Consider the following 23,418-nt stretch of genomic DNA (forward strand, 5'->3'; position numbering starts at 1 on the left):
GAACCGCCGCAAACGCCTCCCTCCCCGCCGCGGTCCGCCCGGCCCCCTCCGTGGCCGCCAGCCCGTCCCTGTCCAGCGGCCTGCGCCTGCTGCTGGCCGCGAGCGCCGGCCTGTCGGTGGCGTCCATCTATTACAGCCAGCCGATGCTCGGGGTGATGGGGGCCACCATCGGCGCCTCCGACACCGCGGTGGGGCTGGTGCCCATGCTCACGCAGCTGGGCTACGCGCTGGGCATCCTGCTGCTGACGCCGCTGGGCGACCGCTTCGACCGGCGCCGCATCATCCTCATCAAGGCGGCCCTGCTGAGCGTGGCGCTGCTGCTGGGCGGCATCGCGCCGGGCATCCAGCTGCTGCTCGTCGTGAGCTTCGCCGTGGGCCTGACGGCGACCCTGGCGCAGGACATCGTGCCGGCCGCCGCGACCCTGGCCGCCGAGCATGAGCGCGGCAAGGTCGTGGGCACGGTGATGACCGGCCTGCTGCTCGGCATCCTTCTGTCCCGCGTCATCAGCGGCGTCGTCGCCGAGAACTTCGGCTGGCGCGCCATGTACATGGTCGCCGCCGCCAGCGTGGCGTTCATCGGCGTGGCGGCCTGGCGCGGCCTGCCCCGCTTCAGTCCGACCAACACCCTCTCCTACGGCGCCCTGCTCGGCTCGCTCGCCAGCCTGTGGCGCAAGTACGGCGCCCTTCGCCGGGCGGCGCTGGCGCAGGGGCTCATCTCCATCGGCTTCAGCGCGTTCTGGTCCACGCTCGCCGTGATGCTGCATGGCGCTCCGTTCCACCTGGGGAGCGCGGCGGCCGGTGCCTTCGGTCTGGCGGGCGCGGCGGGTGCGCTGGGCGCGCCGGTGGCGGGACGCATCGCGGATCGCTTCGGGCCTGAAGTCGTGACACGTCTGGGCGCTGGCCTGACCGTCGTCTCCTTCGCCACGATGTTCGCGACGCCGTGGCTGGAGCCGAACCACCGGCTGTGGCTGATTGGCGCCAGCGCGATCGGCTTCGACCTGGGGGCGCAGATCACGCTGGTGGCGCACCAGACCATCGTCTTCGGCATCGACCCCGCCGCTCGCAGCCGGCTCAACGCGGTGCTGTTCGTCACCATGTTCATCGGCATGTCCATCGGCGCGGCGAGCGGCAGCCTGGTGCTGGCCCACTGGGGATGGATGGCGGTGACGCTGCTGGCGACGCTCACCTCGCTGGCGGCCCTCCTGGTCCGCCTGCTCCCCGGAGCGCGCGCGGTCCGATGAGCCACGGAGTTCCTCGCGAAGGGGCGCCGGCACTCGCGACGCGAGCCGGCATCCCCTCCCTCAGTCGAGCCGTGCGGCCTACTGCAAGGTCTGTTCGGAAAGCAGGCGCACGTTGAGCGCGCCGTTGGCGAAGAACTGGCTGTTCTGCCCGACGCGATGCTGCTCCAGCCGCCGCTGGAGGTTCACGTCGTAGCGGCCGAGCTTCATCAGGCCGTCGTTGAACCAGCCATCCCCTTGCCCCGTGCCATCCACGAAATCCGCATACACCTTGGGCGCGGGCCAGATGATGGTGTTGAGCGTCACGACGAACCGGCGGATGTCCGAGTCCGTCCACTCCATTCCCGCGTCGTGGGCCTCGACGATGAAGGCCAGCACGTTGTTCGCGTGCGCCACGTCCTGGCCGGGCTGCGCGTTCGAGTCCCACTTGTCGTTCCAGAACCAGGCCGCCGGGTGGTCCGGGTTGGGCTCCAGCTTCGCGCGCAACGACGACGGGAAGTTCGGCATGCCGTGGTTGATGTTGTCGAAGACCTCCAGGTAGCGGGCCTTCAGCTCCGGATCGGTGGTCATCCTCGACAGGTCCATGGCGATGAAGGCCCAGTGCGCGGCCATGTGCGTGCGGTTGCGGTAGACGAAGTCGTTGGCCCCGCGCGTGAACCACTTCTCGAAGATGTTCTTCTCGGTGAACGCCAGCAGCCGGTCGTACTGCGTGCGGTAGGCGCTGCTGGAGTAGAGCTCCGGCGTCTCGCGGATGACGCGCAGGAGGCGCGTCACGTAGCGCCAGCAATAGCTCTCATACAGCGGCACCTCCTGCCCGGACGGATCCGACAGCGACGAAGACCAGCCCAGGTACCCGTCCTTGAACTGGCTTCGCGGAAGCGACGAGGAGACGCGCGCGGAGGCCACCAGGTTGTTGACGTAGAGCAGGGCCCGGTCGAGGTAGGCCCGCCTCCCGGTCGCGCGGTACATTGCCGTGTTGGCGTCCAGGCCGTAGGCGAGGTTGTAGAAGTCCCAGCTGTCGCGCGAGTTGCTCCAGGGCAGGAAGGTCTGCATGTGCTCGCGCCCCCACTCCTCCACGAACATCCCCTCCCAGCTCGCGACGGAGCGAAGCCCGGCGGGGGCCGGAGGCACGGCGGGCGGAGTCGAAGGAAGCGGCTCCTCCAGGGGCGAGGGTGACGGCGCCGCGGGCAGGGCCTGCGCTTCGGGGGTTTCAATCCGGCCCACGGCCTCACACGCGCTGCACAGGAGCAGTGAGAGCAGCAGGACCGGCACATGGAACAACCGGGAGTGGCATGAGCAGCGGGGTTTCGACATCGGGGGGCCTCGCTTCAGGTCGATGTGGCCCGCAAGGGTATGGGCGCCAGGGGAGCGTCCCAATGCCCCCCAGGGAACAGTGGCCCTTCCAGGAAAGGACTGACGCGTGCCCCCAACGCCCCAGCCCCCGGGTCGTGCCGTCAGGGGCTGGACAGTCGAAGTGTTCAGCACCGCCCGCGCCCGCCGGGGCAAGTTCGAAAGTCGAGACAGCCCTTGTTCAGCGGCGGCGTCGCGGCGCGGGTTTCGGCGGACGCAGGTCCTGCTTGCTCTTCGGCAGCTTGGGCCCCGAGGAGAGGTCGAACTCGTAGGTGGCACCGAGCAGGACGCGGAACTGGTAGATCTCCCGAAGGCCCTCGGTGAGGGCCACGCCCGCGACGGCCTCCAGCACCAGGCCGGGGAACGCCTCGTGGCGCACCATCGGGAGGATCTCCACCTGCGCGGCGTTGTCCCGCCAGACGGGGGTGATGACGTCCTCGAAGTAGAAGCGGCCCACGACCTCCAGCCCCAGCATCGTGAAGTTGTCCAGGTTGTAGGTCGCCGCGAGCGCGAGCTGGACCGCGTCCGGGACATCGAACTCGGGCAGCGCTCCCCGGTCCCGGGTGCCCTGGTGCAGGTAGCTGCCATTGAGCATGAAGCGCAGGTCCTTGCTCGCGCGCAGCTCTCCGACAAGGGTGCCCTCATAGTCCCAGGTGCCGTCGGACAGGCTCGGGAGGATGCCGTCCTCGTCGCTCGGCCCGGTGGGCAGCGTGACGCGCCCGTAGGCCGCCAGCGCCGCCTGGCTCGTCTCCAGGAACGTCCACTGCAACCCGAGGGGGATGTCACCGAAGGCGACCCTGAAGTCGTCGTCGCCGGGAAGCCCCAGCGCCAGCAGCTCCACGTAGAGGTTGGCCTCCAGGTTGTCGACGATGCCGAAGCGCAGGCTCGGGGAGATCTGCTGGTAGGGCTGCGATTCATCCAGGTCAAGCGCGAAGAAGCCCTGGTAGCGCAGGCCCAGCTCCAGGTTGCCGGGCTTCGTGGTGGACGCGGTGCGCGTCACCATGGCGCGGTAGGGCTTTGCCCCCGCGCTGGACACGGCGAGGAAGGCGGAGAGGAAGACGAGGGGCAGACGGGGGTTCATGCGGCGCGACCCTAGTCGACGCCACGCGGCTGGCGATGGCCGCGAAGCACGCCGGATGCTGAGTGTCGCGACACCGAAATGTTTCGCGTCTGCTGTCGCCGGGAGGCGCGTGGAGCACCTCCACGGACACAGCGGATGCGGGCCGCGCGCCCGGATGTGATCGCTGCCGGGGGGTCGGGGTCAGAGGTTGGCTGGAGCGTGCCCGCCTCCAGGGAGAACCCCCACCATGTCACACAGGAATCTGGCCGCTCTGGCCACGGCATTGCTGCTCGTGGCCGCCAGCGCGGCCGAGGCGAAACAGTGGAGATACGCGGGAATGCACCCGCGCACCGGGCAGCCCCGGGACGGGCTGTGCCACCTGGAGGCGCCGCACGTGCACTCCGCCGCGCCGTTGTACGCGGACACGCTCTACCGCACGCGCGACAACGTCTACGTCTTCATCGGCGACCCCACGCCCTTCGGCTACGAGGGCCCCCGGCACTCCTACTACGGGCACCATCCGGTGGTGCTCAACGTGCTCGTCGACATCGACGTGGACGTGGACGTGGTGGAGTACTGCTACCACGACGGACCGCACTACCACGCCTACGCGCCGCCGCCGGGCCAGGAGTTCGTGGACAAGGAGGACGTCCACTTCTACGCGGGTGAGTACCCCGAGGAGTACCGGCGCGAGAACCCGAAGCTCGTGCGGGTCAACACCGTCTATGGCGGCTGGAACGTGCCGCGGCCGGTGGTGACGTTCGCGCCGCCGCCCCAGTACCACGGCCCCATCATCCAGGTGAACGTGGACGTGGACGTGAGGGTCGGTGGCAGGCCGCCTCCGCCCTCCCGCGAGGTCATCATCATCCGGGACGACGACGACGATGACGACCATCACCATGGCCACGACCACGGCAAGCACAAGAAGCACAAACACAAGCACAAGGGATGGGACTGAGCATGCGGCGCATGGGTTTCGCGCTGGGGGCATTGCTGCTGGCGGGATGCTCCCGCAACGCGAACGACGTGCTGGACGCGTGGAAGGCGGCGGGTGAGTCGCCCTCCGGTTTCACCGACGTCGGCGAGAAGCTGCCGGGCGGCAGGTGCCAGGCCGGCAAGGTGAGCGGCCTGGAGGCCACGGTGTGCCTCTTCGACGGCGCGGAGCAGGCCCGGAAGGCGGAGGAGGCCGGCTGGGCGCTCGTCGGCGACGCCGTCGGCTCCACGGTGGTGTCGGGCAAGTGGGTGCTCGTCGTCGCCGATCCCCGCAAGGAAGACCCGAGCGGACGGCGCATGAACGCGCTGGTGAAGGTGTATCAGCAGAAGACGCGCTGAGCCGGACAATGGCAACTCAAACGGCTTGGGGCGCGCACGCTCCGGCCGTGCGGCCCTTCCCGGCTCCGGAGTATGGCCTTGCGGCGTCTGTTGATGTGCTCCGCAATCCCATGACACCCTGCCGCGCGCCACCCTGGTGGTCCACTCCTGGAGAGCATTCCCTTGCGCATGTCCCTCAAGTCCGTTGCACCCCTGCTTGTCTCCCTTTCCCTCCTGGCCGGTTGCGGCGAAGGGGCGGAGGTCTCGGAAGCGCCGGAGGTTGGCACCCACACCGCCGCGCTCCTGGGGCCCGGCGAGCATATGCGTGACATCTCCTCCACCACGGACGCGGCGGGAAACCAGACGTTCGTGACGGAGTACGCGGCCGGCATCTACACGCTGCCGGACGGGCAGTCCGGTTCGGTCGCGTCGGTCACCATCAAGACGTTCATCCCCGCCACGGGCGGCACCAGCGGCTCCTGCATCACCAGCACCATCGAGAAGCTGGAGGCCCTGCCCGGCTGGACGACGACGGTCGACCGGGCCGGTGGCTGCGACAAGGAAATCCGCGTGGAGGTGTCGAACAGCGCGACCCGCCAGAAGGCGGACTTCTCCTTCCTGATGATCTTCGGGAAGACCCGCATCGACAGCGGCGCCATCCGCTGAAGCGGCGCTAGAGACAGCCCAGCTCCATGGCGCGCAGCACGGCGCGCGTGCGGTCCCTCACGCCCAGCTTGGAGAGGATGCTGGAGGTCTGGTTCTTCACCGTCCCCTCCGCCGTCCCCAGCGCTTCGGCGATCTCCCGGTTGCTCATCCCCCGCGCGATGAGGCGCAGCACCTCCACCTCGCGGCGGGTGAGTCCCTCCGGCAGGTCGGCGTGGGGAAAGTCGCGGGGCACCTCCGCCATGCCGCGCGCCACGCGCTCCGCGATGCCGGGCGGCAGCAGCGTCTGCCCGGAGGCGACGCGCCGGATGGCCTCCGCCAGCTCCTCCAGGGACACGTCCTTGAGGAGGAAGCCCTGCACGCCCGCGCGCAGCGCCTCGATGAGCGCGGTGTCCTCGTCGAAGGTGGTGAGCAGTACCACGCGCCGCTCCGGATCCGTGCGGCGCAGCGCGCGCAGGGCCTCCAGTCCTGTCATGCGCGGCATGCGCACGTCCATGAGCACCACGTCCGGCTGGAGCTCCGCGACCTTGCGCAGGGCTTCCTCGCCGTCGGCGGCCTCGCCCACCACGCGCAGGTCGGGCGTGAGCTCCAACAGGCTGCGCAGCCCCTGGCGCACCAGGGTGTGATCATCCGCGAGCACCAGTCGGAGGGTGTTCACGTGCCCACCCCGCTCTCCGGCGTGGCCGGCAGCCACGCCTCCAGCTCCAGCCCCTTCCCCGCCGCCGCGCGCCACTCCACACAGCCGCCCAGCCGGGTGAACCGCTCCCGCATGCCGGTGAGCCCCGAGCCGGGTGTCACCCGCGCCGCGCCGCCTCCGTCATCCCGTGCGTGCACCCGCACCCCGCCGTCCTCCGTGGGCTCGATGGCGATCCACAGGTTGTGGGCCCCCGCGTGGCGCAGCGTATTGGTGAGGACCTCCTGCACGCAGCGGAACAGCGAGTGCGCCGCCTCGGAGGACTCCAGCGCGAGCGCCTCGGGGACCTCCAGGTGGACGGCGAGCCCCGGGACGCCCTCCGCGAGCGCTCGCAGCGACGGCAGCAGGGGCATGGGCGCATCGCGCAGCGCCGTCACCGTCCCGCGCACCTCGGACAAGAGCGTGCGGGCCGCCTCACGGGCGCGGCGCAAGTGTTCGGTGGAGGCGGGGTCCTTCGCGGTGTGCGCGGCGGCCTCCAGGTTGAGGCTGAGGGCGGTGAGGTGGTGCCCCACGGAGTCGTGCAGCTCGCGGGCGATGCGCAGCCGCTCGCCCTCGCGCTCGCGGGTGGCGAGCAACACCTGGGTGGCCTGGAGCTCCACGTGGACCCGGGCCAGCTCGCGACGGGCCTCCGCCTCGCGGACCATCACCAGCGACGTGCCGAACGTGAAGCCCTGGAAGCCGGTGTAGATGAGCGTCTGCACCAGGGCCTGGACGGGCGGGTGGTGGACGGCGAACACGACGAACATGCTCCCCACCTGGGCCCCCACCCACGCCAGCGCCCGGCGCTGGAGGAGGATCTCCGGGACCTGCCCGGCGGTGATGGCCAGCAGCGCGCCGTCCAGTCCGCTCTCCCCCGTGGCGAGGCAGACGAGCGCCGCGAGCGTCTGCGCGGCGAGCAGCGGCAGCTCTCCCCTGCCCTGCACCCGCGTCTGCAACCAGAAGGTCCCACCGAAGGCGAGGAGCGAGATGGCCCACAGCAGCGTGCCCGGGGCCGTCCACCGCGCGGGCTCGCGCGCGAGGTCCTCGGCGTGCGCGAAGCCGACCACGGCCCAGGTCAGCATCCCGGCGACGAGCAGCAGGCGATGGGTGGTGTCGGGCTTGGCCACGGGGGACTGCTCGGGCATGGCGGGAGACCCTAGGACACCCGTGGCGGAGGGGCCATGTGCCGGAAGTCACATGCGGGCCGTATGACTTCCGCCAGATGGAAGCACACGCGCCGGCGCGTACGGTGCTCCTCGGACTCGCAGCACGTCGGAGGCACCCCATGTCGCTCTATCTGCTCGCCCGCTGGCTCCATATCGCCTCGGGAGTCGTCGCGTTCATCACGCTCTGGCTGCCCCTGGTGGCGCGCAAGGGAGGCACCCTGCACCGGCGCGTGGGCTGGGCCTACGTGGGCGCGATGATCTCCGCCGCGCTGTCCGCGCTGATCATCTCCGGATGGCGCTTCCTCCAGGCGCCGCGCGAGCAGCCCATGTCCCTGTTCTTCGTCTACATCGCGGTGCTGAGCGCGGCCTCCGCGACCATGGGGGTGCGCGCGCTGCGGACGAAGGCGCGCACGGAGGCGAGCACGCACCCGCTGGACGTGGGGCTGTCCACGCTGCTCCTGTGCCTGGGGCTCTTCACGGAGGCGTACGGCCTGCGGATGGGCGTGCCGCTGCTGTGGGGCTTCGCGCCGGTGGGCATCCTCTCCGGCATCACCGGGCTCTGGTACTGGATGCGGCCGCCCCAGGAGCGGATGCACTGGTGGTTCCAGCACATGGGCGCCATGGTGGCCTCGGGCATCGGCACCATCACCGCCGCCCTGGTGGTGAACGCCAGGCACGTGGGCGTCGAGGGCCTGCAGCTCGCGATCTTCCTCGGGCCCACGGTGGTGGGCGTGGTGGGGCTCAATCTGTGGACGCGCTACTACCGCCAGCGCTTCGCCCGGAAGGCCCCGGGGTCCGCTAGCGTCCCCTTGGCAGGGGCCGCAGCGCGGCCATAGCCAGCTCCACCACGGTGTCCGCATACGCGCTCGTGACCTATGCGACCCGGGCGAGGACCTTCGACCAGCGCTCCCGCATGGCCTCCCGGGCCTCCGCGTCCGGGAGCTTCTCCATGTGCACGTGGAGGGAGGCGCCCTTCGCCTTCGGCATCACCGTGAGCTGCAACGTCGCCGGCTTCTTCCAGCCGTCGGGCTGCCAGGTCATGCGCAGGCGATGCCCGGGCTTCACCACGCGGACCTCTCCGCGCACGCCGGGGGACCCGCGACGCTTGGGGACCTGGTATTGCCCGCCCGGTTCGGCCTTCAGCATCGCGCCCGGCCCCAACCAGCGTTCCGGCTGGGTCGTGACCCAATCCCATAGCTCAGGGGCGGTCATGGGCAGCGTGCGCACCACGCCCACCCGGAAGCCAGTGGTGGCGGGCCTGCCCACCGGCGCCTTCTTCTTCGCGGCCGCAGGCTTCTTCCCGCGCGCCGCGATCTCCGCGAGCCGCGCCTGCACCAGCGTCTTCACCAGCTTCGCCGGGAGCGGTTGGTCTGGCGGGAAGGTGACGCCGCTCTTCGACGTGGCGTACCCGTCCAGCTCCGACTTCAGGGCCGGCACCACGCTGCCGCTGAAGGGGTAGTAGCCGCAGTGGTTCTTGAAGAACGCGAAGCCCGCCACGGCGTCCCCGTCGACCTTGAACGTGGGCATCCGGTAGCTGATCGACTCGGTGGCCTTGGGGAGCAATTTCCGGAGCTGCGTCCGCAGGGCGCCCAGGGTCTTCCTCACCGTGGGGTCCTCCAGGCCCGCCAGATACGCGTCGATCGTCTGCGGGACTCGGGTCTTCGTGGCCATGCGCTTCAGACCTCCGGGGCGTTTCATCCCGACTTAGCAGAAGCGCAAGCCGCGGCGCGCCGCTCACCCCTTCAGTTCGCGCGTCGGCTTCGAGTCCCACGGGCACCAGTGGCCACCGGGCAGGAACGCGCCGCCTGCTTCGTCCAGATGGTCCTCGACGTAGGTCATGTTGGCGTCGCATACCTCGATGGCCATCTGGAAGAACTGGATGGTCTCGGGGTCGATGTGGAACGAGAATTTCGGATTGTAGGGAACGGTCCGCTTGATGATGCGCCCGTGGACGTGAATGACGGTGGTCTGTGTATGGAATATGGCAGCGCATCCCGGTCCCGAGGGGGCCCATGAAGCTCGAGCGCCACGTCGGCGGGCTGTCGCTTGCGCGCAAGGTGAACTACCTGCGCGCGCGCGGCTGGCGCGAGGACGCGGAAGGCTGGTCGAGCGAGCGTTTCCGCCCCGTCCCCATCGCTCGCGCCATCCATCACCAGCTCACCGACGACCTCAGCCGGGCGCTGTGTGGAATGGGCTGGCAGGTGCTGGGCTATTCCCCGCGAGGCTATGTCCAGCTGCGCGACGGAGAGCGGGGCCAGGCCTGCTCCCTGCCCAAGGCGCTGCGCCTCCAGGCCCGGCGGGAGCGACGGCCCGTCGCCGAGCTGACCTATGCGTTGTTCCTCGCGGCCCTCCTTGAGACCGAAGGTGGGGCTCCCGGGTGAGGCCGGAGGAGACGTGCCTTCCGCGCGCATGCCATCATCGAAGGCCGGAAACCCGAGCGGAAGAGGTCCCGTGAGCGTCGCAACCCTCGAAGAAGGACCCGTGTTGGGGCCGAGCTTCTTCCTCAGCCGGACGGCGCTCCGCTCGCTCGCGCTTGCACATCGCGACACCTACGGCAAAGCCCAGCCCCATCCGCACGTCGTCATCGATGGCTTCCTGGGAGAGCGGCTGGCGACGGAACTGGCCGGCGTCTTTCCGGGCGCGACCGAAGCCTCCTGGATGCGGCGTGATCACCCGGAACAGGCGGCGCGGCTGGGGCAGCTTCAGCGCAAGGCCTTCGAAGGGGTGCACGGCGCGCTCCGGCACCTGCTCGCGGAGCTCTCCAGCATGTCGTTCCTCGACTTCCTGGAGACGCTCACCGGCGTCAAAGGGCTCATCGCGGATCCGCATTTCCGGGGCGCCGGCCTGCACCTCACGCTGCGCGGGGGCCACCTGGCGCTTCACGCGGACTTCAACCGCGACCGTACCCGTGCCCTCTCCCGGCGGCTCACCGTCCTGTACTACCTGAATCCTGGCTGGGACCCGGCCTGGGGCGGAGACCTGGAGCTGTGGAGTGCCGACCTCTCCCGGTGCGAGGCCCGCATCGCTCCGGTCCTCGACCGGCTGGTCGTGATGGCGCATGGCGACAATCACTGGCATGGCCACCCTTCCGCGCTGGCGTGTCCGGAGGAACGGGGTCGAGCCACGGTCGCGGCCTACTTCTACACGGCGGAAGCGTCCCCGGACGCGCCGGAGGCCCACAGCGCCCTCTGGGCGCCGGTGCGTTCCTGAACAGCCGCTCGCGATGCGTCCCCGGGCTGGGGCGCCTCAAGGCAATGCCACGACGAAGCCCCCTCCCCCGTCAGGGCCGTCACCGCCGTGCCGTCGCGTCGGTAGACTCCGGCCCGGCCTGAGCCCGTTCCGAAAGTCATTGCACACCATGCGCCTGGAAACACACCTCACTGTCGCACTGTCCCCTGGAGCAGAGCCGGAGCTCCGGGCCTGGGCGGCGCGCCGTGGGGTGAAGGCGCTTTGCATCGAGCTCGTGCGGGGAGCGGCTCCCCGGCAGGTCATGCTGACCCTGCGTGGCAGCAGGTCGGTGGAAGAGGCGCGTCAGCATGCCGAGGCACTGGCCTTCGAGGCGCGCACCACCTGCGATGCGCGGCGGTGCCGCCTCAAGGTCGAGGCACCGTGGACCCCGAGCCGGCTGGCGGGTCAGGCACCGGTCTACCTGGAGCACCACGTCCGGGTGAGCACACGCGACCTGGAGGCCCTGGTGCGACTCGCGGCCTCGCAGGCGGCCCACCTGTCCCGCAGCGCGTACAAGGTGTCTCCGGACGGTGTCCAGGAGCGATTCCTCACCCAGCGGTTTGGTCCATCGGACGATGCGGCCATGGGCGCGGCATTCGACTCGCTGCTGGTGGGCCTCGCGGGTGCTGGACTGCCGGTGACGAAGGTGGAGCGCGAGCGCGTGCTCTTCGACGACAACATCGCCCTCGATGAGGGCTGGCTGGAGGAGACACCCCGATGAGCGGACCCACGAATCGCGTAGCCCCGCGGCGGCACCTTCCCGCGGGCTATGAGCGGGACGACAATCGACCGGATGTGTTCGACCCGGCCCTCAAGCACCACGACGCCGCCTTCATCAAGGGCCCACCCCGGTTCGAGGACCCAGCGGAGGCGGCCCGCTTTCGTGAGGCACGTGCCCGGATTCTCAGGCGGTGCCTCGCGGGCATTGGCCGCATGCCCGTGGGAGAGCAGGTCGTCGCGCGTGGCAGCGTGGTCCTCGAACTCTGGTACGGCGAGCGCGCCCGGCCGGCCAAAGACATCGACCTCGTCGTCACGCCCGCAGCCGTGGGCCCGAATTCGAGCGAGGGACAGCGGCTCATGGCGGAGCTGACCCGGGCCGTCACGGAGGCGCTGCGGCTTGAAGGCACGGAACTGGATCCAGCGAGCATCCCGGTCGACGGCATCTGGACCTACGAGCGCGCCGAGGGCCGCCGGCTCACGTTTCCGTGGACCTGGGAGGGACGCGTTCGCGACTCGGTCCAGGTCGACGTCGTTTTCAACGAGCAGCTATTCGGGGCTCCGCTCCGGCACACGGTGGAGGGGGTAGAGGTTCAGGTCGCCACGCCCGAGGAGTCCCTGGCGTGGAAGCTTCTCTGGCTCGCGAATGACCTCTGGCCCCAGGGCAAAGACCTCTATGACGCGGTCTTGCTCGCGGAGAACACCCGCTTGACGCCGGGCTTCCTCCAGCGAGTGTTCGACGCGAAGCAGGGCCAGTGGCACGAGTCCGTCAATACGGGGACGTTCGAAACCGCGAGCCAGGTGGATTGGCCGAACTTCGTGCTCGAGCACCCCACGCTCGCTGGGGGGACGCTCGATGAGTTCCGGGCACGGTTGGAGCGAGCACTCCAGCGGGGCGTTTGAGTCCCGGTCCGGACTTCAGGCACCTCACGGCGCTACCAGCTTCCGCTGGAGCCGCCTCCCGAGGAGCGCCCGCCTCCGGACGAAGAGCGGGAGGAACTCGACGACGAAGGCCGGGTGCGGCGCGGCGTGCTGTGGCGCGAGGTGGTGACGTAATCGCAGTGTCCGCAGCGCACCGTCACCTCCACTTCGCCACCGTGGTCGTACGTCGCGCTCCGCAGCGTTCGCGAGGTCTGCTTGCCCGTCACATAGCGGCACCGCGTGCAGCGCTTGAAGCTGGAGAAGAACCGGCCATAGCGCTCGACGGTTCCGTCCTCGCACGACTCACACCACCAGACGTCGTAGTCCACCGAGCCCAGCGACTCCTCCCTCCGCTGGCCCGGGTCCAGGTGGGCGTCGTCCTGCGCCTCACCGAGCCGCGCCCTCAGGTTGCCGCACGTCCGGCACTTGCGAGGACGCCGGCGGAGCCAGGCGCTGCCGGCCAGCCCCACCGCGCCGACCACGCCCGTCGCGCCCGCGAAGAAGCCGAGGTTCGGCTCCGAGGAGGATGATTCCGTCATGCTCGCGGGCGCTTGCGTGATGCTCACGGACGCCTCCGAGGCAGGGGCCTGGCCTTCCAGGTCGGCGTCGGTGCTCGGGATGTCGGCGCTGGGATTGTTGAGCCGCGAGTTCTCGATGAGCTCCTTCAGGCCCTGCGCGCCCCCGCGCACCGCTTCGTTCGGGTCCTTGCGCTTGAAGGCAGGCACGATGGCCTGCGCCATCACCGCGTCGCTGGCCTCCTGGTCCGCTGGCTCGTCTATCCCGTCACCGAGGATGATCTCCGCCTTACGGTCGGAATACGCGATGAAGAGCAGCGCGCCGTCGTCCCGCCCCGCATGACCGATGCCCCAGCGGTTGAAGAGCGCCAGCGCGAACTCACGCGAGGGTCGTGGCGACGTCGTGCCCACCATCACCACCATCAGCTGGCCAAGCCCCTGGTCGTTCAGCGCATTGGCCAGCTGGTCGACCTCCGCCCTGACCTCCGGCGTGAGGACATGGGTCGGGGTGAGGTCTACCGTCCAGGTGCCCTTCGCGGGCAGGGGCACCGCGTTCACCGTGACGCCCAGGGCCGGAGTGCCGAAGACGCAGAACACCACCAACCACCCCAGCCATGAGCGCATGGCTCCGAAAGTAACCCAAGGGCCCCCTTCAGTGCGCGTTGGGCAGGGTCTCGAACGGCCAAGGGCGGTTCGTGGGCGGCCCGTCCTTCGCGGGCCTGTCCAGCCACAGGTCCGCGACGGCCTGGGCCAGCGTCCACGGGGCTCCGCCCGCGCGGTTCGTCAGGACGATGACCGTGAGGCGTTGCTCCGGATACTTCACGATGGCGTTGGTGAAGCCACACGTCTCACCGTGGTGTGACAGCCGCTGCCGCCCTCCGTCGTCGTCGACGAACCAGCCGAAGCCGTAGCGCGAGGACGCGCCGTCCGGAAGCATCGGCGGCGTCCAGGCCTGCTTCCGGGTCTCCGCGCGGAGCAGCGCATCCGAATCCAGCGCCCGGTCCCACGCCACCAGGTCCACCACGGACGAGTAGGTGCCGCCATCTCCCAGGACGGCACTGGTGGGGCTCTGATCCCTGGGGACGAAGCCGCTCGGGTCCACGGCGTACCCATACGCACGGCGGGGCACCTGGGAGACACCCTCCTCGTGCGCCACCGTCGAACGCATGCCGCTGGGAACGAAGACGCGCTCGTGCAGGAACCGCGCGAACGACATTCCGCTCACCTGCTCCACGAGGAGCGCCAGCACCGCGTAGCCGGAGTTGCTGTAGCGCACCGCCGTTCCGGGCGGGAAGTACGTGCGGTCCACGCCGGAGAGCAGGGCCAGCACGTCCCGGTCCTTCACCTGCACCGGCTGCGTGGCCGGGACGAAGTCCTCGTAGTCCCAGAGGCCCGACGTGTGCTGGAGCAGGTGGCGGACCCGGACCTCGCGCAGGGAGGGCGGGAAGCCGGGGAGCACGTCCACCATGCGGTCATCGAGCCCGAGCCGGCCATCCTGGACCAGCAGCAGGATGGCCGTGGCCGTGAACTGCTTGGTGAGTGAGGCAAGCCGGTAGTTGCTGTCGGGAGTGGCGGGCTCATGCCTCTCCAGGCTGGCCAGGCCATATGCCCGGCGGAGCACGACCTGCCCGTCATGGATGACGACGACGCTGGCTCCGGGGCGATCCGGGCCGTCGTAGTCGTGGAAGAGAGCGTCCACCGTGTTCGCTTCCGGGGACGGCGAGACCCGGGTGGTCGCGGTGGCTCCCGCACAACCGACGAGGAGGGAGGCGAGGACGACAGCGGCAAATGGAGGGACCGTCATGGTTGCTGGCTTCATGCCGGACGGAACCTCATCGGAGCAACCGGGTTCAGCGGGCCGCGCCCGCCTTCGCGCGCTTGCGTTCAATGAGCTCGCGCGCGGCCTGCCCGCTCGTGACGAACTCGACGTCCCCCTTCAGCCTGCCCGTGAGGTAGAGCGCGAACGCGACGGCCTTGGCGCTCGCCATCTGCAGGCGCTGGGTCCCGACGTAGATGACGCCGCGCAGCCGCTCCGGGCTGGACTCCTTGCTGAAGTACTCGCGAGCGGCCTTGTCGATGACGGACCCGTCGATGTCCACGACGACGAACACCGGGCCGTCAACCGCCACCTCCTGCACGATGCTGAGCAGGCGCTTCGCATCGTCCAGGTTCGTGGCGCCGTTGAAGTCGACCCACAAGACATCGGGCGCCTCGAGGTGCACCCGATGCATTCCAAACGTCCATTCACGTCGTTCCGGCATGAGCCCCCCGGTCGGATACACAAAGACCGGGGCGGAGCCTACTGAAACGCTTTGACCCGCCACCAGGATCGCTGTCACTGAATCGTGGAGTTGGTGACGCGGATGGGGGTGTCCGCGTGGTTCGAGATCTGGGGATAGGTCACGTACCAGGAGCCACCCCGGTTGTTCTGGATGACCGAGCGGTCGATGCGGATGTCTCCCGAGTGGTCATTGCTCACGAAGAAGATGGCGCTGCCGTGGGCGTTGACCTCGTTGTGTTCGATGCGCGTGCCGCAGAGCGACAAGGTCATCGTGTTGCCGTCGTTGTAGATGGCTCCGCCGCTGCCCCCGCCCGGCGTTCCCGGACTGGCGGGATTGGCGCCGTTGCCGATGGCCCGGTTGTAGGAGAAGAGGCTGTTGATGATGTTCCACGACACTCCGATGCTGCTGATGCCGCCGCCGTTGGAGCAGACCCCGCCGTAGCCCTCCTTGCCGCCGAAGGTCGTGTTCACCACGTAGACAGGCAGGTCGTTGTACTGGTCGAACACCCGCAGCGCGGCGCCTCCGACGTCGGGCCCGGCATCCGCGCACGCGTTGTTGAAGAAGCGGGAGTTGATGACCTTTACCCGCCCACCGCGCACCCAGACCGCCCCGCCGCCGTCGTACTCCGACTCGCTCTTGGAGCTGGCATCCACGAACGTGAGGTTCTGGAGCGTCAGCCGGGGATGGTCCTGGTCCTGGCAGTGGGAGGTCGTCCACACCTGGGCCTGATCACAGGTGTTCATGTACAGGATGCGGTGCTTCCCTGCCCCGCTGAGCGTCACCAACCCCTTGCCGTCAATGACGATGTCCGGTCCCTTGTCGTTGAAGACCTTCGCCGTCCTGTCGAGCGTGATGACGACAGGTTCCGGGCCGCAGTCGAAGGTGATGACGCCGCCCTTCGCCACGGCCTGGATGAAGGCCTCGCCGGTACAGCTGGCCGGCGTCCCCGTCCCAACGACAGTCGTGGGCCTGGAGACGTCCGCGAGCCCGGCCTCGGTGGGCACGCTGCACGTGGCCTCCGCGTTGGGATTGCCGGCGGGAGGCCCGTCCTTGGGATTGGTCAGCGGATTGGGGACATCCACGCCCGCGTCATCACCCGAACAGCCGGCGGCGCAGGCGAGGACGAACCCCGCGGCCAGCGACAGGAGCGTGGACGCGGGGAACCGGTGAAGTCTCTTCGGGTGCATTCAGCCTCCAGGAAGGAGGCAGACTACTCGGTGATGATGTCGGTGTACTCGCTGCCGCTGATGGAGTTCCGCCACTTGGAGGAGAAGCCCAGCGCGTGCTGCGGATCCACCACGTGGGGCGCGGTGACCTTCGCGACCTCCAGGCGGGTGATCTCATTGTTGAACAGGTCCAGCACCATGCCGAACTGCGCCGCGGTCAGGTAGACCCGCTTGAGCATCTTCTCCGCCTTCTCCTGGCGGACGAGCTCGTTGTTCTCGCTCTTGAGCGACTGGTAGAAGCCGCGCCAGGTGGAGGCGTCCATCGGGAGCTGTCCATCCCGCCGTGTCGTGCAGCCCTCGTCCGAGTTCACGCCACAGTCGCGGAACGCGGGCTCGGAGGGCATCGGCCGCTCCGCGCGGGGCTCCTCACGGGGCTCCGACCGGCGGAACCCCCGGGTCTCCGTGTGGGTCTCCGTCCGGCTCTCCGACTCCATCGTTCCACCCGTCACGCGGACGTCCATCTTGGTGCCGCCGCCACGCACCTTCACGGTGGTGGTCTCCTCGCCATCCACGTTCGTCGTCGTCTTCATCTTGATGCGGGCGGCGGGCATGTCCGCGTCATCGACGTCCACCTGCATGTTGAACTCCGCGTCCTGCGCGAAGCTGGCGGACGAGACGAACAGGGACGAGACGAGCACGGCACGGGCGATGCGGTTCATGGGACTCCAGGTGGGGATGCGGTTGGGTGCGGTCGGAACGGTAGACGTCGCCGCCGCCGTTCCTTGTCACGCACTCCCGGCGAAAATATTCACGCACCTAGAACAGCCGAGGCCTCAGGGCGGCGGGTCGGGAACGACCGCGCGCCCTTGCGACCCGTCGGGATTTGGTGCACGAGACACCGCTCGTGATCGTTCGTCCCCGCCCTGGCTTCTTCAAGCTCCTCTTCGTCGTGCGCGGCACCATCCTGCCGCGCGTCCTGCCTCACGTGCTGGGCGTCGCGGCGCTCGCCTCCCTCGTCGTCCTGACGCTCAAGCAGGGCTACCTGCGGCTTCCGGTGACGTCGCCGGCGCCGCTGTCGCTGCTCGGCATCGCGCTCTCCATCTTCCTCGGGTTCCGCAACAACGCCTGCTACGACCGGTGGTGGGAGGGCCGGAAGCAGTGGGGCGCGCTCATCATCGAGGTGCGCGCCTTCACCCACGCGGCCATCGCGCTGCTGGATGATGGGCGCGCGGAGTTGCCCGTCGCGGGGCGGCAGGCGGCCCGGCGGCTCGTGCACCGCACCATCGCTTTTCCCTACGCGCTCGCCGCGCACCTGCGGGGGCAGGACGCCGGAGAGGACATTGGCCGCTACGTCTCCGACCCTGAGCGCTCACGCGTCCTGGGCAGCGGCAACCGCCCGAACGCCCTCCTGCGCGAGCACCAGGTGGAGCTGGCCCGCCTGCTCCGGGAAGGCCGGCTCACCGACATCACCTGGAGCGCCTTGAACGAACGGGTGCACGCCATGATGAGCGTCTTCACCGCCTGCGAGCGGATCCGCCTCACGCCCCTGCCCTTCGCCTATACGGTGCTCCTGCACCGCACCGCCTACCTCTTCTGTCTCATGCTTCCCTTCGGACTCGCTGAGTCGATGGGTTGGTTCACGCCCGTGCTCACGGCAATGATTGCCTACACGTTCTTCGGCCTGGACCTGCTGAGTGAAGAGCTGGAGGACCCCTTCGGGCAGGCTCCCAACGACCTGCCCCTGCTCGCGATGGCCCGCACGGCGGAGATCAACATGCTGGAAGCGCTGGGAGAGCCCCAGCCGGAGCCGCTGCGCCCCACGGACTTCATCCTCCCCTAGACGCCGCCTCCCCCCGGCGGACTGCCCTCGCGGATGGCTGAGGTACAGTCGCGCGGATGCCTCGTCCCGGTGATCCCCAGGCCCCCGTCCCCACGGCGGATCTCTCCACGGCTGCCGAATCGATTCCACGGGGCCAGCGACCCGCCGCACGCCCCATCCCGGCGCTGACCCTCGTCTCGCACCCCACGGCCGCTCGCATCGGGGAGCGGCTGCTGCTCCACGGGCTGCTCAACGGCCGGGAGGTGGCGCTCTCCCGCAACGCCCCGGACTTCACCCGTCCGGGCGAACCGTTGGGGCTGCCGCTGGGCGACCCCTTCATGAGCCGCAAGCCCACCCTCTTCGTCCCGGTGGGCGAAGGCGTCCGCGTCGTCCCGGGGGACGAGGGGCGCTGCACCTGCGCGGGCGAGCCGCTCCACGGCGGCGGCCGCGAGTTCGGTCCCGAGGCGCTCGCGAGCGGCGTCCCGCTCGAGTTCTCCGGGCGCACCGTGGTGCTGCTGCACCTGGCCCCGCCCCTCGAAGCACATGCCCCGGACACCCTGGGCATGGTGGGACAGAGCGCCGCCCTCCACGGCCTGCGCCGGCACATCGAGCGCGTGGCCGACGTGGACGTGCCCGTGCTCATCCGAGGCGAGACGGGTGCGGGCAAGGAGTTGGTGGCCCAGGCCCTCCATGCGCGCAGCCGGCGCGGCGGCCCGTTCATCAGCGTCAACCTGGGCGCCATCCCCAAGGAGCTGGCCGCCGCGGAGCTCTTTGGCAGCGTCCGGGGGGCCTTCACCGGCGCCCAGCGCGACCGCGAGGGCTTCTTCCGCGCCGCGCAAGGGGGCACCCTCTTCCTAGACGAGGTAGGCGAGGCTTCCCCCGAGGTGCAGGTCATGCTCCTCCGGGTGCTGGAGACCGGGGAGATGTATCCGGTGGGAGCCAGCCGGCCCGTGGCGACCGACGTCCGCCTCGTCGCCGCCACGGACGCGGACCTGGAAGCGCAGATCGCCGACGGACGCTTCCGGGCCCCGCTGCTCCACCGGCTGGCGGGCTATGAGCTGCGGTTGCCGCCCCTGCGCGAGCGACGGGAGGACATCGGCCCTCTGTTCCTCCACTTCGCCCGCCAGGAGCTGGAGGCGCTGGGCGAGGCCCACCTGCTCACCCCGAGCGACCCCTACGCCCCACCGTGGGTGCCCGCGGCGCTGGCGGTGCGCCTGCTGCTGCACCTCTGGCCGGGGAACATCCGCCAGCTCCGCAACGTGGCCAAACAGCTCGTCATCGGCAGCCGGGGCCAGCCCTGCCTGGAGTTGGACACGCGGCTTGCCCAGGAGCTGCGGCTTCCTCAAGCCGCCCCGCACCAGGCGCCTCCCCCCCAAGCTCGGGCTCCTGCTCCGGAGCCCGAGGTCGCTGCACGCCGCAAGTCCACGGAGGTGGGCGAGGAAGAGCTGCTCACGGCCCTGCGCGCGCACGACTGGGACGTCAAGAAGGCCGCGCACCACCTGGGCATCGCCCGCTCCTCCATCTACGACCTCATCGAGCGCAGCCCCAGCATCCGCCTTGCCGGTGACCTGAGCGTGGAGGAGCTCACCCTCTGCTTCCACGCATGTGGGGGCAACCTGGATGAGATGGTGCGGCGCCTGGAGGTCTCCAGACGGGCCTTGAACCGGCGCGTCAAGGAGCTGGGACTTGTCCCGAAGGACGCCTGAACCGACGGCGGCACGTCGGCGACATGTCGCGGGGCGTTTGGTTTCACCGCGAGTCCGGCCCCACAGGTTCCATGCGTGACAAGCCCATGGGACGCAGGGGGTTGCATGGTTGGCATCCTGCTTGAAATGCCAGACGTCACCCCCGGAATCCTTCCGGGCAGACCTGGAGAGCGCCATGTCATGCTGCAACCCCCACAGCATCATGCCCGACAGCACCCCGTCCGACAGCCGTGCGCCTGACTCGAAGACGGGCAACGGGACCATCGAAACGTCCGGCAACAGAGCCGGGCGCTAGCCTTCACGGCTCAGGGGCCCCCGCCAGGACGCCGCGCGGCGGTGAGCACCCCGCTCCACTCGTGAGACAGGTTCGGATTGCGCTGGAGCGCCTGGATGAGTTCCTCCAATGCAAGACGCCGCCAGTGATTGGCTTCCTCAGGACTGGAGGTATCTGCCCATTCCAGACGCAAGCTGGCACGCAGGGCCTGGGCCACGGGCCAGTCGGGCCGGGCCTTCAGGACCTGCTCCGCCAGCTCCAGCCCTCGCTGGAGCCACGGGCCGGCATCCCCGCCCTCGCGCGGCTTCCGCTCCGCCTGGTGGCGGTAGAAGAGACCGGCCTCCAGGCGGTACTCCGGCTCGTCCGGTGAGAGCGTGATGGCCTTCTCGAAGGAAATCGCCACCTCCTCCAGCGCCCCGGGCCGCGGCGCTCCGCGTTGCTCGTTCCAGCGGGCTTCAATCGCTTTCGCCTTGCCCAGCTGGAGCCACATCTCCGCATCTTGCGGATTCTTCTCCAGTGCGGCGCGCAGCTCCTCCAGGGCGCGCGTGAGCTCGGCCCCGGGATCGCGCCCGTGGTCCAATTCGAAGCGGGCCTGGATGACGTGCACCGTGCCCAGCAATCCCCGCAGCCAGGTGGCCCCCGGCATCCGCTCCAGGCCTTGCCGCAGCGGCTGCTCCGCCTCGCGCCCGCTCGGGCGGGGATCCTCGCCCCGCGCGAGCATGTAGCTGCAGCGCCGGACGAGCATCGAGCCCAGGTTCGCATACGCGAAGCCCTGCCCCGGCGCGACCGCGATGGCCTGCGCATAGGCGGCCCGCGCCTCGTCCAGCACGGGAAGCGGATCCGCGCCCCGGTTCCACGCATCATCAGCCCGGAGCATCAGCACACCGCCCACCCCGTTGTGGAGGTTGGGGATCTTCGGATTGATGGTGATCCCCCGCCGGTACTGCTCCAGGGCCAGGTCCAGCTCGGGCCTGGGGTCCTCACCGCGGTTCCTCCGCCGGCGGGCTCGCTGCGCGTGGACCTCGCCCGCATAGAAGTACGGCACCATGTGCTCGGGGTTGAGGGCGCGGGCCTTCTCGAGCGCGCGAAGGGCCTTCTCCAGGTCCTGGTCCGCCTCCGCGTTGCGCGGCAGGGCCGCGCGGGTGAAGAGCGCGCTGCCAAGGTTGATCCAATCCTCGGGAATGCGGTCGTCGAGCGCGATGGCCGCCTCGTAGGCGCGGATGGCCTTGTCGCGGCTGCCCTGGGAGTCCGCCCCCACCTGGTCCTCGAAGTCCGCCCAGGTCTTGAAGACGAGGCCGTAGTCTCCGTAGAAGCCCCGGTCCCGGTCCGCCACGGAGATGCTCTCGAACAACGCGGCGGACTTCGCGAGCAGCTCGCGGGGGTCCTCGCCCTTCTCGATGCGGTAGCGCGCCTGGAGCCAGACGCTCCGCGCCAGATAGAGCGTGGCCTCCGAACGCGTGGGCTCCACCGCCTTCGCGCGCTGCGCGGCCTCCATCGCCTTCGCGAGCGGCTCCGTCCCGTCCTCGCCCCGGGTGAGCAGATGCTCGGCCAGCCGGTGATGGACACGTGTCATCCGCACCAGGCACGCGGCATCCTCGGGAACCACGGTGAGGCAGCGCGCCAGGGCGTCCAGGGCGCGCTGATACGAGGGCATGACGTCCCCCTTCCCATACAGCTCCATCACCATCGCGTCCGCTTCGAGCCGGGCCAGGGACCGGTACACCGCGGGCTCGCTCTCCGCCGCCGCGGCAGCAGCGGCATAGGCCTGCCGTCCGGCGTCGAAGTCCGTGCGCGCCCCCTCGGGGTCTCCCCCATTCCAGCGCTTGAAGGCCCGCGCCTCCAGGAGGTCCCCGCGCAGCATGGGCAGCTCATGGAACCACGGCAGCCGTGTCCGGGCTCTCTCCAGCAGGGCCAGGGCCTCGTCGAAGCGGCCTTCATAGAAGGCCACCAGCGCCGCCACGTACTCGCGCGACGGCACCTGGGCACCCTCGCTCTGCTTGAGCCATGCCAGCGCCGGGTCCCGGTAGAGGCGCTCCGCGTCGCGCGTCGAGGCCTCCCGCAGCTGAGGATTGCGGATCCGCTGCGCCTCCAGGAGCTGCTGCTGGTAACGCCGCCCCGTCACCAGGGCGAGCGCGTACGCGGCCCGGGGCTCGTGGAAGCCGTGACTCCAGGCGGACTCAAGCAGCTCGCGGGCCTTCTGTTCGTCCCCCAGCGCCAGGTGGCCGCGCCCCAGCGCGTAGTGCCCGGGGCCCAGGGCGCGAGGCCCGGCGCGGGCAATCTCCGCCTCCAGCTCCGCCATCCGCGCCTGGAGCGCCCGGCGGTCCTCGCGCGTGTCATGCAGCCGGGAGAGCGCGGAGTAGCGCACCATGGCCTCGATGTGCTCCACCAGCTCGGTGAAGCGCTGGGCGATCCGCTCGCGCTCGGCGGCCTCGCGGCGCTCCAGGGCGCCCCAGCCCAGGGCCACCGACACGGCGACCAGCGCGGCGGCGCTCACGGAGGCCAGGAGCCGGTGCTTGCGCAGCCGCTTGCGCAGGGCATAGCCGTAGCCGGTGCGCGCCAGCACGGGCTCGCCGGAGAGGAAGCGCTCCAGGTCCTCCGCGAGCGCGCGCGCCGAGTCGTAGCGGGCGGAGCGGTCCTTCTCCAGGCACTTGAGGGTGACGGCCTCCAGGTCCGGCGGCAGGCCCGGCTCCAGCAGCCGCGGCGGTCGCGGCTCCGTGGTGGGGATGTTGTTGAGCACCTCCAGGCCGTTGGCCCCCGGAATGGGGACCTGCCCGGTGAGGAGGAAGTAGAGGCTGGCGCCCAGGCTGTAGACGTCCGCGCGCCGGTCGAGCCGGCTCACCTCCCCGCGCGCCTGCTCCGGGGCCATGTAGTGCGGCGTGCCCAGCACCGCGCCGGTGGCCGTCACGGATTCGTTCCAGTCCCGCGCCAGGCCGAAGTCCATCACGTAGGGCCGGGGCGTGCCGTCCTCGGCGCGCTCGACCATGATGTTGGAGGGCTTGATGTCCCGGTGGATGAGCCCCACGCGGTGGGCTTCGTGCACCCCGAGGGCGGCCTCGCGCATCACCAGGGCCTTCTGCTCGACGGTGAGCGAGCCCACCAGGGCGCTCAGCGGCTGACCGTCGATGTACTGCATGGCGATGAAGACCTTCCCCTCGACGTGACCGACCTCGTACACCTGGCACACGCGTTCGTGACGCACCTTGGCCTGGGCACGTGCCTCGGAGATGAAGCGGCGGGTGAGGGCCTCGTCGTCGTCCCGGACGAACTTGAGGGCCACGTGGCGGCGCAGCCGGGGATCCAGGGCCAGGAACACGCGCCCCATCCCGCCC

General features: G+C 70.0%; 23 protein-coding genes. 11 read left to right on the forward strand and 12 right to left on the reverse strand.

Annotated features, from left to right (window positions below; genetic code table 11):
* The first annotated feature begins 50 nt into the window (after positions 1 to 50).
* Positions 51 to 1,241 carry an MFS transporter gene (locus D7W79_RS16410; protein ID WP_120526335.1) on the forward strand — a complete coding sequence of 397 codons (1,191 nt, stop codon included), beginning with the start codon at positions 51 to 53 and terminating at the stop codon, positions 1,239 to 1,241.
* A 78-nt stretch (positions 1,242 to 1,319) separates the two neighbouring features.
* On the opposite strand, the gene D7W79_RS16415 is transcribed toward D7W79_RS16410, so the two are convergent.
* Both D7W79_RS16415 and D7W79_RS16420 read right to left on the reverse strand, forming a co-directional pair.
* Positions 1,320 to 2,510, reverse strand: a complete 1,191-nt coding sequence (locus D7W79_RS16415; protein WP_244221804.1) for a hypothetical protein — start codon at positions 2,508 to 2,510, stop codon at positions 1,320 to 1,322.
* 259 nt (positions 2,511 to 2,769) lie between these two features.
* Positions 2,770 to 3,669 carry a hypothetical protein gene (locus D7W79_RS16420; RefSeq protein ID WP_120526318.1) on the reverse strand — a complete coding sequence of 300 codons (900 nt, stop codon included), beginning with the start codon at positions 3,667 to 3,669 and terminating at the stop codon, positions 2,770 to 2,772.
* A 226-nt stretch (positions 3,670 to 3,895) separates the two neighbouring features.
* On the opposite strand from D7W79_RS16420, the gene D7W79_RS16425 reads away from it, so the two are divergent.
* The 3 genes from D7W79_RS16425 to D7W79_RS16435 all read left to right on the forward strand — a co-directional run bounded on the left by D7W79_RS16425 (position 3,896) and on the right by D7W79_RS16435 (position 5,625).
* Positions 3,896 to 4,606 (forward strand): hypothetical protein, encoded by a 711-nt coding sequence (locus D7W79_RS16425; protein ID WP_120526319.1) that lies wholly within the window; start codon positions 3,896 to 3,898, stop codon positions 4,604 to 4,606.
* 2 nt (positions 4,607 to 4,608) lie between these two features.
* Complete coding sequence (locus D7W79_RS16430; RefSeq protein ID WP_120526320.1) at positions 4,609 to 4,980, forward strand: hypothetical protein; 372 nt, start codon at positions 4,609 to 4,611, stop codon at positions 4,978 to 4,980.
* A 300-nt stretch (positions 4,981 to 5,280) separates the two neighbouring features.
* On the forward strand, positions 5,281 to 5,625 hold the full coding sequence (locus D7W79_RS16435) for a hypothetical protein (protein ID WP_147441941.1): 345 nt from the start codon (positions 5,281 to 5,283) through the stop codon (positions 5,623 to 5,625).
* Between the two features lie 7 nt (positions 5,626 to 5,632).
* Here the strand turns inward: D7W79_RS16435 and D7W79_RS16440 are convergent, their stop codons facing one another.
* Positions 5,633 to 6,280 carry a response regulator gene (locus tag D7W79_RS16440; protein ID WP_120526336.1) on the reverse strand — a complete coding sequence of 216 codons (648 nt, stop codon included), beginning with the start codon at positions 6,278 to 6,280 and terminating at the stop codon, positions 5,633 to 5,635.
* Positions 6,277 to 7,440: a sensor histidine kinase gene (locus tag D7W79_RS16445; protein ID WP_120526322.1), complete on the reverse strand. Its 1,164-nt coding sequence runs from the start codon at positions 7,438 to 7,440 to the stop codon at positions 6,277 to 6,279. Before D7W79_RS16445 ends, D7W79_RS16440 begins: the two co-directional genes overlap by 4 nt.
* A 140-nt stretch (positions 7,441 to 7,580) precedes the next feature.
* Here D7W79_RS16445 and D7W79_RS16450 point away from each other — a divergent pair, with 140 nt between their 5' ends.
* Positions 7,581 to 8,297: a DUF2306 domain-containing protein gene (locus tag D7W79_RS16450; RefSeq protein ID WP_120526323.1), complete on the forward strand. Its 717-nt coding sequence runs from the start codon at positions 7,581 to 7,583 to the stop codon at positions 8,295 to 8,297.
* A 37-nt stretch (positions 8,298 to 8,334) separates the two neighbouring features.
* Here the strand turns inward: D7W79_RS16450 and D7W79_RS16455 are convergent, their stop codons facing one another.
* Complete coding sequence (locus D7W79_RS16455; RefSeq protein WP_120526324.1) at positions 8,335 to 9,132, reverse strand: SRPBCC domain-containing protein; 798 nt, start codon at positions 9,130 to 9,132, stop codon at positions 8,335 to 8,337.
* 63 nt (positions 9,133 to 9,195) lie between these two features.
* Positions 9,196 to 9,444, reverse strand: coding sequence for a BP74-related protein (locus D7W79_RS46215; RefSeq protein WP_439099199.1), 249 nt, complete (start codon positions 9,442 to 9,444; stop codon positions 9,196 to 9,198).
* Positions 9,445 to 9,473: 29 nt separating this feature from the next.
* On the opposite strand from D7W79_RS46215, the gene D7W79_RS16465 reads away from it, so the two are divergent.
* From D7W79_RS16465 to D7W79_RS16480, 4 genes are all read left to right on the forward strand, one after another.
* Entirely contained in the window at positions 9,474 to 9,842 is a 369-nt protein-coding gene (locus D7W79_RS16465; protein ID WP_120526325.1) for a hypothetical protein, read from the forward strand.
* Positions 9,843 to 9,912: 70 nt separating this feature from the next.
* Positions 9,913 to 10,671, forward strand: coding sequence for a 2OG-Fe(II) oxygenase (locus D7W79_RS16470; RefSeq protein ID WP_120526326.1), 759 nt, complete (start codon positions 9,913 to 9,915; stop codon positions 10,669 to 10,671).
* A 280-nt stretch (positions 10,672 to 10,951) separates the two neighbouring features.
* Positions 10,952 to 11,410 (forward strand): hypothetical protein, encoded by a 459-nt coding sequence (locus tag D7W79_RS16475; protein WP_244221805.1) that lies wholly within the window; start codon positions 10,952 to 10,954, stop codon positions 11,408 to 11,410.
* Positions 11,407 to 12,309: a nucleotidyl transferase AbiEii/AbiGii toxin family protein gene (locus tag D7W79_RS16480; protein ID WP_120526328.1), complete on the forward strand. Its 903-nt coding sequence runs from the start codon at positions 11,407 to 11,409 to the stop codon at positions 12,307 to 12,309. Before D7W79_RS16475 ends, D7W79_RS16480 begins: the two co-directional genes overlap by 4 nt.
* A gap of 32 nt (positions 12,310 to 12,341) precedes the next feature.
* Here D7W79_RS16480 and D7W79_RS16485 read toward each other — a convergent pair whose 3' ends face one another.
* The 5 genes from D7W79_RS16485 to D7W79_RS16505 all read right to left on the reverse strand — a co-directional run bounded on the left by D7W79_RS16485 (position 12,342) and on the right by D7W79_RS16505 (position 17,009).
* Positions 12,342 to 13,466: a TPM domain-containing protein gene (locus D7W79_RS16485; protein WP_120526329.1), complete on the reverse strand. Its 1,125-nt coding sequence runs from the start codon at positions 13,464 to 13,466 to the stop codon at positions 12,342 to 12,344.
* Between the two features lie 28 nt (positions 13,467 to 13,494).
* Entirely contained in the window at positions 13,495 to 14,646 is a 1,152-nt protein-coding gene (locus tag D7W79_RS16490; protein WP_208729751.1) for a serine hydrolase domain-containing protein, read from the reverse strand.
* A gap of 46 nt (positions 14,647 to 14,692) precedes the next feature.
* Positions 14,693 to 15,073, reverse strand: a complete 381-nt coding sequence (locus tag D7W79_RS16495; RefSeq protein WP_208729752.1) for a hypothetical protein — start codon at positions 15,071 to 15,073, stop codon at positions 14,693 to 14,695.
* 104 nt (positions 15,074 to 15,177) lie between these two features.
* A complete protein-coding gene (locus D7W79_RS16500) occupies positions 15,178 to 16,311 on the reverse strand; it encodes a hypothetical protein (RefSeq protein ID WP_120526332.1) in 1,134 nt (377 codons plus the stop codon).
* Positions 16,312 to 16,334: 23 nt separating this feature from the next.
* A complete protein-coding gene (locus tag D7W79_RS16505; RefSeq protein ID WP_120526333.1) occupies positions 16,335 to 17,009 on the reverse strand; it encodes a proline and serine-rich protein 1 family protein in 675 nt (224 codons plus the stop codon).
* A 185-nt stretch (positions 17,010 to 17,194) separates the two neighbouring features.
* Between D7W79_RS16505 and D7W79_RS16510 the strand changes: the two genes are divergently transcribed.
* Together D7W79_RS16510 and D7W79_RS16515 are read left to right on the forward strand one after the other, a co-directional pair.
* The gene (locus D7W79_RS16510) at positions 17,195 to 18,130 is read left to right on the forward strand and encodes a bestrophin family protein (RefSeq protein WP_120526337.1); all 936 of its coding nucleotides are present in this window, start codon (positions 17,195 to 17,197) and stop codon (positions 18,128 to 18,130) included.
* 56 nt (positions 18,131 to 18,186) lie between these two features.
* On the forward strand, positions 18,187 to 19,815 hold the full coding sequence (locus D7W79_RS16515; RefSeq protein WP_120526334.1) for a sigma 54-interacting transcriptional regulator: 1,629 nt from the start codon (positions 18,187 to 18,189) through the stop codon (positions 19,813 to 19,815).
* A gap of 305 nt (positions 19,816 to 20,120) precedes the next feature.
* Here the strand turns inward: D7W79_RS16515 and D7W79_RS16520 are convergent.
* Positions 20,121 to 23,418 (reverse strand): serine/threonine-protein kinase (locus D7W79_RS16520; RefSeq protein WP_147441942.1); only part of this gene is annotated, 3,298 nt, incomplete at its 5' end.

This window comes from Corallococcus exercitus (assembly GCF_003611585.1).
Lineage (GTDB): Bacteria > Myxococcota > Myxococcia > Myxococcales > Myxococcaceae > Corallococcus > Corallococcus exercitus.